Here is an 11,494-nt window from a genome sequence, read left to right as displayed (position 1 = left end):
CCACACGCGATACGCTGCGCGTTCCGCACAAGCCATGATCGAGCGATGAACAGCACCCCCCAGACACTCAGCGTGGTGGAGAAAATCGGCTACAGCCTTGGCGATCTTGCCGCCAACCTGATTTTTCAGACGCTGGTGACGTTTCTTGCCTTCTTCTACACCGACGTGTTCCGCATTCCCGCCGGCACCGCGGCCACCATCATCTTTGCCGTCGGCATGCTTGGCGCGTTCGTGTTTACGCCGGTCATCGGCCTGATCGCCGACCGCACGCATACCCGCTGGGGCAAATTCCGTCCCTGGATTCTATGGACGTCCATTCCCTTTGGCGCCCTTTCCCTGCTCGCCTTCAGCACCCCCTCACTGGGCGAGCAGGGAAAGGTGACGTACGCGCTGGCGACCTACTCGCTGCTGGTGCTGGTCTACGTCGCCAATAACCTGCCCTACTCCGCGTTGAGCGGCGTATTGACCGGCAGCATGGCCGAGCGCAACAGCCTTTCCTCGTACCGCTTCGTGGCGGTGATGGTGGCGCAATTCATCATCCAGGTGTTGCTGCTGCCGCTGGTACTGATTCTCGGCGGCGGGGACAAGGCGCGCGGGTTCCACAACACCATGACACTGTTCGCCATCGTCGGCACGGTGTTCTTCCTGATTACCTTTCTCACCACGCGCGAACGCATCGTACCGGCGCGCGGGGAGGCTTCCAGTGTGCGCGATGATCTGCTGGACCTCGTGAAAAACCGCCCCTGGCAAATCATGCTGGCGGTGACGGTGCTGCTGTTCATCAACCTGGCCCTCAAGGGCGGCATGTACATCTATTACTTCAAGTACTACATGCATGAGGCAGCGCTGGCCACATTCCTGCAACATGTCGGTTTCAACAGCTTTATCGCCGGTTTGAACAAGGTATTGGACGCTATCGGCCTGACCGATTTCCAATGGCCCAAGGACGCACCCACCTCCGCCTTCAGCTTGTTCAATGCACTAGGCATCATCTTCATGATCGTAGGCATCGGCTTTTCCAAGCGGCTGGCCGATCGTTTCGGCAAGCGCGACGTGTTCGGCGGCGCCTTGTTCGCGTCCACGCTGTTTTTGCTGGCTTTCTATGTCTATTCGCCCGACAGCGTCGGCCTGGTGGTGCTTTCCTACGTCTTTCACGGCTTCTTCTACGGCATCACCATTCCGCTGCTATGGGCCATGATCGCCGACGTGGCCGATTATTCGGAATGGAAGAACCGCCGCCGCGCCACCGCCATCATTTTCTCCGCCATGCTGTGCGGATTGAAGGTGGGGCTGAGCATCGGCGGCGCGTGCGTGGCCGGCATCCTTGCGCTCTACGGCTACCATGCCGATGCGACGGCGCAATCGGCCGACGCCGTGCGCGGCATCCATCTCACGGTCAGCGTGCTGTGCTCGCTGCCCTTCCTTGCCGCCGTGGCCTTGATGTTCCTGTACGACATCGACAAGCCGATGGAGCTGCGCATCGAACGCGAACTCGATGCGCGCCGCCTGCAGGCCGCCGTGGTGCCCTGATGTCCCATGCACCCTTTCACACGGTTTATTCGCCATGTCCGATGAAATGCTGGAACACGATTCGCGCGCACTAGCCGCGCGCGCGATATCCAAGCCGCTGGTCACCCACATCTATACCGCCGACCCCTCGGCCCATGTGTTCGACGGCGCGATCTACATCTATCCTTCGCATGACATCGAGGGCGGCGTGCCGTTCAACGACAACGGCGACCATTTTTGCATGGAGGATTATCACGTCTTGCGCATGGCCTCGCCCGACGACGAAGCAGTGGACTGCGGCGTCGCCCTGCACGTCAAAGACGTGCCATGGGCCGAGCGGCAGATGTGGGCACCCGATGCCGCCTGCAAAGACGGCCGTTATTACCTTTACTTTCCGGCCAAGCGCGCCGACGGCCTCTTCCAGATCGGCGTGGCGCTCTCCGATCGCCCGGAGGGCCCGTTCACGCCCGAACCGGAAGCGATCGACGGCAGCTACTCCATCGACCCTGCCGTGTATGCCGATGACGACGGCACCCACTACATGTACTTCGGCGGTATCTGGGGCGGCCAGCTGCAGAAATACCGCGACAACGCCTACGCCGGCACGCACCAAGAGCCGCCTGCCGACCAGCCCGCGCTGGGCCCGCGCGTGGCCAGACTTGGCCCGGACATGAAGCAATTTGCCGAAGCGCCGCGCGAAGTGGTCATCCTGGACGAACACGGCCGGCCACTGCTGGCCGGCGACCACGAGCGCCGCTATTTCGAAGCGCCATGGATGCACGCCTATCAGGGTCGGTATTACCTTTCCTACTCCACCGGCAATACGCATTTTCTGTGCTATGCCACGGGCGACAACCCCTACGGTCCATTCACCTATCAGGGTAGGATCATGAGCGAAGTGGTCGGCTGGACCACACACCATTCCATCTGCACGTTCGCCGGCAAGTGGTACCTGTTTTATCACGACGCCATTCTGTCCGGCGGCGTCACCCACCTGCGCTCGATCAAGATGACCGAACTGCACTACGACGAACACGGCAAGATCATCACCATCGCTCCCTATGGCAAGTAACGCCGATTCCGCCTCATCCGCCACCTGCCACGCGCAGCGCCCGATGCACCCCGGCCCCTTGGTGCGCATTGCCCACGGCAGCCTGACCGTCGATATAGCGCCCTCCGCTGGCGGACGCATCGCGCAGATCACTACCGACCACGACACCTGGCTCATCGGCCACGATGAAGGCGACGAGGCGATGATCGCCTGGGGGAGCTATCCCATGCTGCCATGGGCGGGGCGCATCCGGCACGGACGCTTTCGCTTTCACGGCCGCGATATCCAGTTGCCGCGCAATTTTGGCGAACATGCGATCCACGGCATCGCCTTCGCCCTGCCGTGGTGGATCGACGGCCACTCGCCCACCCACATCGATCTCTCGCTGCCGCTACCCGAGGACGAAAGCTGGCCGTTCGGCGGCATCGCGCGGCAGCGCATCGAAGTAGGCCAGGACGGCTTGCGCATGACGCTTTCCATCACCGCCGGCGAACAGCCGATGCCCGCCACGCTGGGCTGGCACCCCTGGTTTCGCAAGCCTGATCGGCTGGAATTCGCACCCACGCGCATGTACCCCCGCGACGCCCAAGGCATAGCGACATTGCCCGTGATCGATCCGCCACCACCGCCGTGGGACGATTGCTTCCTCAACGACAAACCGCTGGTGATGCATCGCGCCGGCCAGCGCATCCGGCTAAGTTCAAGCTGCGATCATTGGGTGATCTATGACGAGACTGCGCACGCCACCTGCATCGAACCGCAAAGCGGACCGCCGGATGCGTTTAATCTGACGCCCTCACGACAGTTGTCGCCTGGAGAGACGTTGTCGGTGTGGTATGCGATGGAGTGGATGCCGTAGCGTTGCGACCGGCTCATTCGACTGCGAGTACGATGCCATCGGACTCGGCTTCCGTTTCGGCATACGACCATTTGAATTTGCAACATAGCTCTTGCAAACCATCGAGGTGGCAATCTCGAAAAGCGGCGTTGCCTATTTATCGTAACAACCCGCGCGCAACTTGCAGCCTCAGACTTCCGAACAACTTTCCCTTGCCTTGATGATCAAATGATAAACCATTTGAACATGGTCGATCCCTTCTAGCTCATATCCCCCGAGGCCAGCCAGCGCCGCGACTGATCATCTGGCTGTGGCAGGGTTCGATCTTCGCATACTGCGCGCGCAATAAAGGATGCCTCTTGTTTATCTTCAGTTTCCAGTTAGCCACAATTGAGCTAGTGCAGCTCGCAACTCTCCCCCTCCACTGGAAAGGAAATCAAGTTGGAACTGAAGGAAACCGGTAGCGCGCGCTCGAATAGAAGAATTCCGAACGCAAGATGCTTAAGGGTGTTCAAGCCCTTAAGCCGTACAAAAATAACTTCTTCATCAAATTTGTAGATCATGCTTGACGCTTGCAGCTATTCAGAGACAGATATATAGCTAAATCTTCCATCTCTGAAATAATAAAGCGTAGAACCGGCCTCAATTGCCTCATACAAGACGGAGTCCAAGGAGACATCAACTTTCCTTCCATCTACGCCCCAGTACGCGCCTGGCGACATCTTTGAAACAACAGATAGGTAGGCAACTTTCCGCGGACCATCTAAAACAGTAACAGGATGAGAGCCTTTACCTTCGTCCACGATAAGCAATATCTGTTGCAATTCTCTATTTTTTTTGAAAATGGTCAGCACAAAGCTTTTATAGGTCTGTGACTTTAGATGCGCTTCAAAAATGCCGGGGCAATCGATGCCGTGTTGCTTAACCCAAAGATCACGATCCTCGGAGCGAAGATCTTCCAACCGGACTACTTGCCATCCCGGGTAATTTTTTCGGAGCTCAAGTTGAACTTCAGACCCATTACACTGGACTCCCGCGTGCGACAAGCGAGTGATTGATCCACAGCTCAGAATAACCATTTGCAAAATAAGTAGCGGCGAGTTCTTTTTGCGGTTCATAGGTTCCACTCAGTCGTGGGAGAGAGCTGGCAGAACTGACCCCAATGGTTTGAACAGCGAAGCCCGGTCGGATAAGTGCCTAGCCTGCGTGGTTTAAGCTATTTAGAAAGTCGAACCCGACCCGTGTTTTGAACTGAACCGCCCCGGTTTTCGTGGAGGCTGTTTGGCTTAAGTCAGGCCGCCGCGGAGGCTGCCTGACTGGCGAGTTGCCGGTAGTAGTTTGCCTCGGCCTCTGCCGGCGGGATATAGCCGATCGATCCGAGCAGGCGGTGGTAGTTGAACCAACACGCAACGCATTGATGCTGCTGCGCAATCCCGATCCTACTTATCAAAATTACACGTATCTCGGCTTAACCCCTAGAACAGGCTTTTTACCCACTGCGCGAGGGGGCTCAACAGCGGAACGTCGTGCATGCGGTGCGCGACCACGAATAAGCCGCAAATGGCCAGGATAAGGAACCCCAGGATTTTCCCCGCGATCGCGGCGGCTTTCGATAGAGCCTGTTTCATCCCCTCCCCAGGGTCAGTTTTCGCGGCGAAAACTCTGCCTATGGCTTCGGCGTTTTGATGATAGCGGTGGGCAGGATGCGGTAGACCTTGCAGTCATTCCCCACCCACTTGATGACGCCGATGTAAGGCTTACCCCGGAGCACCCATTCCTTTGTGCCTTTCTTTCGGCCGTTCACTCCGGGGTTTTTGATGGTGTAGTTCTTGGCGATGGCGTCTCGAATTTCGGTGACGTAACCGATCGGATCGGGATGGCCGATGCTCACAATGAACCTGGCGGCTTTGCTCAGATCCCTCTTTGCTAACCCCATGTAGATGAGCGCCACGGCTTACTTCGCTTTTTTGGCCGCAGCCGCGCGTGCGTGTCGCACGTTGTGCGCTGCCGTCTGTACCTGCTTGTGAATGGTGCGCTTGACGGTCGCGGCGGCCACTTTGGCTTTGGGCGCGCGATCGCGCTCGGCCACAAGCTGCGCCGTCTCGGCCAGAACGTCTTTCCACACGTCGTCGTGGGAGTGCCACGTCGCCGTGCCGTTCTTTTCCTCGGCCAAGGCTTCGTCAACCTGCTCGCGTACCCACTGATCGTAGGCAAGCGCCTGCTTCGCGGCCTTCGCGCGTGCGCTCACGTCCTTACGCGGGGCGCGCAGCAAGCCCGCTTCATATCCGGACGTGTCCAACAGGAACGACGACAGGCCCAGGCGAGTGAGCTCACGCACGGCGGTATCGGTGGTGGCGAACATCTTCACCTCACCGACCTTGTTCGCCAGGATACGGTCTTGCGTCCCCAGCTTGGCGAGCACGGCGTAGCCTCCTTTCTGGCCTAGAATCGTGGCCGTCTTCACCGCGCCCATGTTCACCAGGTCGCGGAGGTTTTCGAGCTTGATGGATTGAGTCATATCGGCGCCTCCGATATAGATAACCGATTCCAGATTATCAATAATCGGGAGTCGGCACAAACGAAAGGATAGGGGGCTATTTAACAAAGTCCCCGTTAAGCGAACAAGGCAGTCATGTTCCGGTATGCCATGTTGCGCCATGGCGCACCGTGTCTTTTGATGACGCATCAAAACGCGCCAATGAGGCCCGCTATGCCCTCGCAGTTCGACATTGCTACTGACACCCTTTGGACCATCGAGCAGATTTGCGAACGGCTCTCCATCAGCCGTCGCAGCTTCGACCGCATGCGCGGCGTGGCGGCCGTGGCTCCTATCGCCACAGCGCCACGCCCTGGCCTCGGCGCCATCGCCAGTCGTGGCGGCGGCCCTATCCGTAGCGCTTCCCAACTTAACCCGCTGCACGCGGAGGACCGCGAGCTGATCGGTGCTCCGCCCTTCCCTCCGCCGACCGTGGTGCTCGGCCGCAGCCCGCGCTGGTCGTCGCAGGCCGTCAACGAGTGGGTTGCTGCGGCGGCGGCCGCAGCTGGCCAACGCTAATCGGAAGGCGATTGGACATGAGCCGCTACGCACCAATCAAAGCCCCGCAGACTGTCCAGCTCGAATTGTCGCCGCACGTCATCCTCGATAACTGCAAAACGCCAGCCAACTGCCCACGTTTGGCACAACAACTGAACAGCTTCGCCAGCGAAACTAACTGCGGCCGACGGCGACGCAGCTATGATTTGCCATTGCATTGCTTATTCCCGGCGCCAACCCTTACCACCACCTGGGGAACTGGCAACGCTCGTCAGCAGCGCGGGGTGACCGGCCACCTTCGGAGGCGTGGCAGGCATCCACCGTGTAGGTGTACGTGCCATTGGCGGCACCGCTCGCCGACCACGATGTTCCGGTGGAGTCGTAGACCGAGGTCCCGTTCTGGTACAGGTCGTAGCTGGTCGCTCCCGTGACCGTGTTCCAACTGAGGGTATAGGTGCCGCTGCTGCTCGAAGTCGTGCTGGCCGATAGGCTCGACGCCGGAATGGTTCACCACGAATAATGAACCTGACCCCTGAGGTTCCGATCATCAGTGCTCGCGAAAGAGCGACGGATACCGCCGCTGCAGGTCAGCGTAATCGACGATTATTGCCGTAGGCAAGGGGCAAGCTCCCAAATCGATCGTGCGCGAGTTCAGATAATCGTCGATGAACTTACCTTTGATCGTGAGTGTTTGCTTGTTGAAGGCCGATGGGTGCTTATACATTGGCCCAGGGTTCGCGATCGTCAAGCAATATTTGTCCCATGCTCGCGGCTTGAAGTTGTCTTTTCCACCAGCGGCGACATGGCTGGCTTACTCTGCCCTCTTTTTTTGCTTCATGGATTGCCGTTGATTTTCTTAATAGACATGGGAATCACGGCGCTAGAACCATACTCAGGCTCCAATGGAAGCGGCCCAGGTATCGGAGGAGCGGGATGCGCAAGAGCGTAACTGAGGGCTGGCAAAGTCGAACGAGCCCTTGGACCAATCCTGCCAAGCGCAATAGCAGCGTAGAAACGAATTGAATCATTATCATCGCGCAAGAGTTCAGCGATCGCGTTGATTACTCGCAAATCCAATGTACCGCGCATACTAGGAGGCATGTTATCAACGTCGAGCCTAAGCTCTCGAGCGAGAGCCGTTCTTTTCTGCCTATCAGCGTTTTGCTGAATTTGCCTTACCAAATCGTACAAATACTGCGCATTGACAGCTGGATGGATTTGGTCTGCTTCGTTTGCGCCGGCAGCGCTAACGATTGTGACGCTGGCGAAGGTAAACACCAACGCGAACGTGTGTAGGGTCCATAGGCTCTTCATTTAGATGTCTCACGGCCAAGAGGTTTGGAGTTGGCGCGCAACTGGAGCTGTCGCATTCTGTGTTGGCAGTCCGGGATCAACCGAAGTTGCTGGTAGGCTACCTGCATATATAACTGAATCTGGTTTAGCAGGCTGTTGAGAAACACCCATTGCCACACCGCATGATAGGTTTGATTGATCGAAAAGTCGTCGCGGTGTCGCTCTCCAGACGCACGTTTCCTCAGGTCGGCGAGGGATTCCACCACTCGCCGATACCGCCCAGTCGGATCAGGTTGTACGCGGCGAAGTTCCAGTGCACCCAGGCGTTGACCTTCGCCATCCCGATCAACGGCAGCTTGCGCAGATCGCCAACGGTCTTGGCCCAGCCGAAGCTCTGCTCGATGCGCTTGCGCACTTTCAGACTTACCGCGTAACCCTTGCTGCGTGCTGTGCGCGCATCGGCGGCGCTGCGCCGGCCGTGGCTCGTGTTGCGGACGATATGCGCCTTGATGCCACGTTGCGTCAGTTGCTCGACGAACTCCCGCACGTCATACCCCTTGTCCGCGCCCAGCGTGGCGCCGGGTGACAGGTGTGCATCGACCAGCGCCAACGCGCCATCGCGTTCCCCCGTGCCGCTGGCATGGCGTACATCCACCCCCACCAGCAAGCCGTGGCGGTTTTCCATCAGGGCGTTGGCCAGGTACGCCAGGTGGGCCTGCTGGCCGTTGCCCTTGCGGGCCAGACGGGCATCCGGATCAGTGGCCGACGCGTGGGTGTCGTTACCGCGCCGCTGGTCACGAAAGTCGCTGCCGTCGCCGTCGTCCGAGCCATCCTTCGGGCGGAAGCTGCGGTGCGAGGCCCAGGCTTCGAGCAGACTGCCATCGACCGAGAAGTGCTCATCGCTGACCAGCTCGTTGAGCCGGGCCAGCAGGACCGTGCTGGCGAAGAAGCGCTGGGCGATCTCGGCATCGAACAGCCGATCCCGATTGAACGAGAAGGTGGAGTGATCCCACACCACATCGTCAAGGTTCAGGCCCACGAACCAGCGGAACAGCAGGTTGTAGTTCAACTGCTCCATCAGCGGACGTTCGCTGCGCACGCTATAGACCACTTGCAGCAGTGAGGCACGCAGCAACCGTTCCGGTGGAATCGAAGTGCGGCCGCCGACGGCATAGCGCGCGGCCAGCACCTCATCGAGCTCTTTCAGAATCGTATCGACCAGCACACGCAACTTGCGGATCGGGTGGTCGGCAGGAACACGCTCGTCCACCGACACATACGAGAACATACCAAGCTGCCGGATATCGGCTCCGCGCACTGCAAACACTCGATCATTGATGGAGACTATGATTGTCGCTGCTGCGAGGCGTTTCTCAACAGCCTGCTAGTACCGTTATTGCAAGGCACAACCCAGGAAAGTCTGAACCCGAGCCCAGGTCTGCTCATTTGCCGCCATAAATGTAGTAAGAATTCTCAATTTCCACCGCTGACTTGCGAGCCCGTGAATTTATGTCAAGTAGCCTTGTGCGCTCCAGTTTATCGTCATGGCCAATTAAGCAAATGAATCTGTATTTATCTCCATTTACGAAATCAAGGCGAACATATACGGCAGTCTTGCCCGACCATGCGGCTGCACTTCCAAGATGCAAAGCAGCAGGAGCGCTAACGAGTATTCCATTGGCGCTAAGCAACGCATTCGAATTCGCGGAACACTCAGCCTCTGCTCGAAAAAACGCCTCTCCCTTTGGTGCGCCCCCACCATACTTAGTTGACTGATACAACTCCATATCCAGCCTGCCTGAAGCCTCTGCGACAAGCTTTTCCCAATTCGTAGATTCTCTCGATACTGACGCATAACTTTTGCCAGCCAACATGATTGCCAATAGGAGGCCGATGCTAGCTATCATTTTTCTTACGACGAATCTCATCATCACATTGCCTCGATATACTTAACGAATCACGGTTTTTTCAAGCGCGGTTCAGCTCTTTGAATCAAAGTTTCAATATCGCCTAACCGTACCCATCTACGCCTGCATCAACTGACCGTTTAATAAGAGCCTACTGACCAAGGGGGTGGAGTGCTGGCGTAACGGAATTTCGTTGCGGCGCCTGAGGAGCTTGCGTCGCCCTATTACCTGGTGCTCGTTGAGATAAGCTTGCACTACTGGATTGGGAAGAGCTGTTGGTTGATGAGCTAGATTGGCTGTCAACGGGCTGCGTGGCCCACGGGGGCTGCCATCACCCCAACGCCTACCCAAGCCACGCGACCGAACTTGTCAGCTTCTTTTGGATTGGCATAGGCCCACTTCCCATAGGACTGCGCCATCTGATCGCAAGTCAATCCGTCGACGCACAGCCCATCCGGATCCGTGTGATTGACCGGATTGTTGTTGGCATAGGCATACCAATGTAGCAAAAATCCAGGCGCACACTACTTCTTGAGAAGAAGTGCCCCATATCGTCGCTTGAAATCGCTTTCGTCAATAATGATTGCCGTAGGCAATGGGCATGCACCGAGATCGATGTTGGAGCGTGTGCAGAATTTTGTGTAAACGGGATTTCGGTTTACGGTTGAGGGAGTCGTCCCTCGAACTGGATCGTAAATTGGTTCAACGCCGCTTTCCAGTTGTGGATCGGCATCGTCCATTTCTTGCTGATGTTGCGTAGTGCCAAGTAGAGCAATTTGATCAGGGCTTCATCGTTGGGAAACGCGCCACGATGCTTGGTCAGTTTGCGTAGGCTGTAGTTGACCGACTCGATGGCATTGGTGGTGTAGATCACCCTGCGGATCTCCGGCGAGAAGTCGAAGAACGGTATCAGCCGCTCCCAGTTACGTCGCCACGATTGGCCGATGGGTAGGTACTGCGCGTCCCATTTGGCATCGAACTCACCCAGGCACCGTTCGGCCTCTTCAGCGGTCGCGCAGGTGTAAATGCGCTTGAGATCGGATGCGACTTCCTGCCGACGTTTCCACGGCACGTAGTTCAAGCTGTATCGCACCATGTGCACGATGCACAACTGCACCGCCGTCTTCGGGAACACCGCCTCGATCGCTTCGGAGAATCCCTTAAGTCCATCGACGCAGGCGATGAAGATGTCCTGCACGCCGCGGTTTCTCAGTTCGGTCACTACTTGAAGCCAGAACTTCGCGCCTTCCGTTTGCGCCATCCACAGACCCAGCACTTCCTTCTCGCCGGCCAACGTGATGCCGATGGCCAGGTACACCGCCTTCGCGCGTACCGAGCCATCACGCACCTTCACATGGATGCAGTCCAGATAGGCGATCGGATAGACCCTATCCAGTGGGCGTGATTGCCAAATCTTGACCTCATCGACGACCGCGTCGGTCACCGAGGAAATCAGGCTTGGCGAGACCTCGGCACCGTACATCTCTTCCAGATGCGCCTGGATCTCGCGCACCGTCATGCCGCGTGCGTACAGCGACAGGATCTTATCGTCGAAGCCGTTCCAGCGCGTCTGATGCTTAGGCACCAGCTTCGGCTCGAAGGTGCCGTCGCGGTCGCGCGGTATCTCGATGGGCAGTTCGCCGAACTCGCCTTTGAGCGTTTTGCGACTGCGGCCGTTGCGGGTATTGCCGGCCGCATTGGCCACCGGCTCGTTCTTCTCGTGACCAAGATGCTCAGTCATCTCAGCATCGAGGGCCTTCTCGACTAGCAGTTTGGTCAGCTGCTTGAGCAGGCCGTTCTCGCCAATCAGGTCTTCCGGCTTGCTGTAATTGGCCAGCAGGCTATCCAGCAGCTCGCTGGGC

General features: G+C 57.9%; 11 protein-coding genes. 4 read left to right on the top strand and 7 right to left on the bottom strand.

Going from position 1 to position 11,494, the window contains the following annotated elements; genetic code table 11:
* The first annotated feature begins 45 nt into the window (after positions 1-45).
* Genes VME63_RS03630 through VME63_RS03620 form a run of 3 tightly spaced genes read left to right on the top strand, consistent with a single transcriptional unit; the run spans position 46 to position 3,419 of the window.
* Complete coding sequence (locus tag VME63_RS03630; RefSeq protein WP_325430339.1) at positions 46-1,530, top strand: MFS transporter; 1,485 nt, start codon at positions 46-48, stop codon at positions 1,528-1,530.
* Between the two features lie 34 nt (positions 1,531-1,564).
* Positions 1,565-2,581 (top strand): glycoside hydrolase family 43 protein, encoded by a 1,017-nt coding sequence (locus VME63_RS03625; RefSeq protein ID WP_325430337.1) that lies wholly within the window; start codon positions 1,565-1,567, stop codon positions 2,579-2,581.
* A 43-nt stretch (positions 2,582-2,624) separates the two neighbouring features.
* Positions 2,625-3,419 (top strand): aldose epimerase, encoded by a 795-nt coding sequence (locus tag VME63_RS03620; protein ID WP_325430335.1) that lies wholly within the window; start codon positions 2,625-2,627, stop codon positions 3,417-3,419.
* Between the two features lie 557 nt (positions 3,420-3,976).
* On the opposite strand, the gene VME63_RS03615 is transcribed toward VME63_RS03620, so the two are convergent.
* The 3 genes from VME63_RS03615 to VME63_RS03605 form a co-directional block, all read right to left on the bottom strand.
* Positions 3,977-4,516, bottom strand: a complete 540-nt coding sequence (locus tag VME63_RS03615) for a hypothetical protein (RefSeq protein ID WP_325430333.1) — start codon at positions 4,514-4,516, stop codon at positions 3,977-3,979.
* A 548-nt stretch (positions 4,517-5,064) separates the two neighbouring features.
* A complete protein-coding gene (locus VME63_RS03610; protein WP_325430331.1) occupies positions 5,065-5,349 on the bottom strand; it encodes a type II toxin-antitoxin system RelE/ParE family toxin in 285 nt (94 codons plus the stop codon).
* Between the two features lie 3 nt (positions 5,350-5,352).
* A complete protein-coding gene (locus VME63_RS03605) occupies positions 5,353-6,084 on the bottom strand; it encodes a hypothetical protein (protein ID WP_325430329.1) in 732 nt (243 codons plus the stop codon).
* A gap of 24 nt (positions 6,085-6,108) precedes the next feature.
* Here VME63_RS03605 and VME63_RS03600 point away from each other — a divergent pair, with 24 nt between their 5' ends.
* On the top strand, positions 6,109-6,453 hold the full coding sequence (locus VME63_RS03600; RefSeq protein ID WP_325430327.1) for a hypothetical protein: 345 nt from the start codon (positions 6,109-6,111) through the stop codon (positions 6,451-6,453).
* Between the two features lie 813 nt (positions 6,454-7,266).
* On the opposite strand, the gene VME63_RS03595 is transcribed toward VME63_RS03600, so the two are convergent.
* From VME63_RS03595 to VME63_RS03580, 4 genes are all read right to left on the bottom strand, one after another.
* Positions 7,267-7,746 carry a hypothetical protein gene (locus VME63_RS03595; protein WP_325430325.1) on the bottom strand — a complete coding sequence of 160 codons (480 nt, stop codon included), beginning with the start codon at positions 7,744-7,746 and terminating at the stop codon, positions 7,267-7,269.
* 220 nt (positions 7,747-7,966) lie between these two features.
* Positions 7,967-9,043 carry an IS5 family transposase gene (locus VME63_RS03590; protein WP_414648196.1) on the bottom strand — a complete coding sequence of 359 codons (1,077 nt, stop codon included), beginning with the start codon at positions 9,041-9,043 and terminating at the stop codon, positions 7,967-7,969.
* 124 nt (positions 9,044-9,167) lie between these two features.
* Positions 9,168-9,656: a hypothetical protein gene (locus VME63_RS03585; RefSeq protein WP_325430321.1), complete on the bottom strand. Its 489-nt coding sequence runs from the start codon at positions 9,654-9,656 to the stop codon at positions 9,168-9,170.
* Positions 9,657-10,290: 634 nt separating this feature from the next.
* The gene (locus VME63_RS03580; protein WP_325430454.1) at positions 10,291-11,484 is read right to left on the bottom strand and encodes an IS256 family transposase; all 1,194 of its coding nucleotides are present in this window, start codon (positions 11,482-11,484) and stop codon (positions 10,291-10,293) included.
* Positions 11,485-11,494 lie beyond the last annotated feature (10 nt).

It is taken from the genome of Dyella sp., assembly GCF_035503745.1.
Lineage (GTDB): Bacteria > Pseudomonadota > Gammaproteobacteria > Xanthomonadales > Rhodanobacteraceae > Dyella_B.
This window is presented reverse-complemented; position numbering and strand designations above follow the sequence as displayed.

Bases quoted from the DNA above. Each gene is read 5' to 3' on its own strand.
- VME63_RS03630 (WP_325430339.1), top strand. From the start codon at position 46: ATGAACAGCACCCCCCAGACACTCAGCGTGGTGGAGAAAATCGGCTAC.
- VME63_RS03625 (WP_325430337.1), top strand. From the start codon at position 1,565: ATGTCCGATGAAATGCTGGAACACGATTCGCGCGCACTAGCCGCGCGC.
- VME63_RS03620 (WP_325430335.1), top strand. From the start codon at position 2,625: ATGCACCCCGGCCCCTTGGTGCGCATTGCCCACGGCAGCCTGACCGTC.
- VME63_RS03615 (WP_325430333.1), bottom strand. From the start codon at position 4,516: ATGAACCGCAAAAAGAACTCGCCGCTACTTATTTTGCAAATGGTTATT.
- VME63_RS03605 (WP_325430329.1), bottom strand. From the start codon at position 6,084: ATGCGTCATCAAAAGACACGGTGCGCCATGGCGCAACATGGCATACCG.
- VME63_RS03600 (WP_325430327.1), top strand. From the start codon at position 6,109: ATGCCCTCGCAGTTCGACATTGCTACTGACACCCTTTGGACCATCGAG.
- VME63_RS03595 (WP_325430325.1), bottom strand. From the start codon at position 7,746: ATGAAGAGCCTATGGACCCTACACACGTTCGCGTTGGTGTTTACCTTC.
- VME63_RS03585 (WP_325430321.1), bottom strand. From the start codon at position 9,656: ATGATGAGATTCGTCGTAAGAAAAATGATAGCTAGCATCGGCCTCCTA.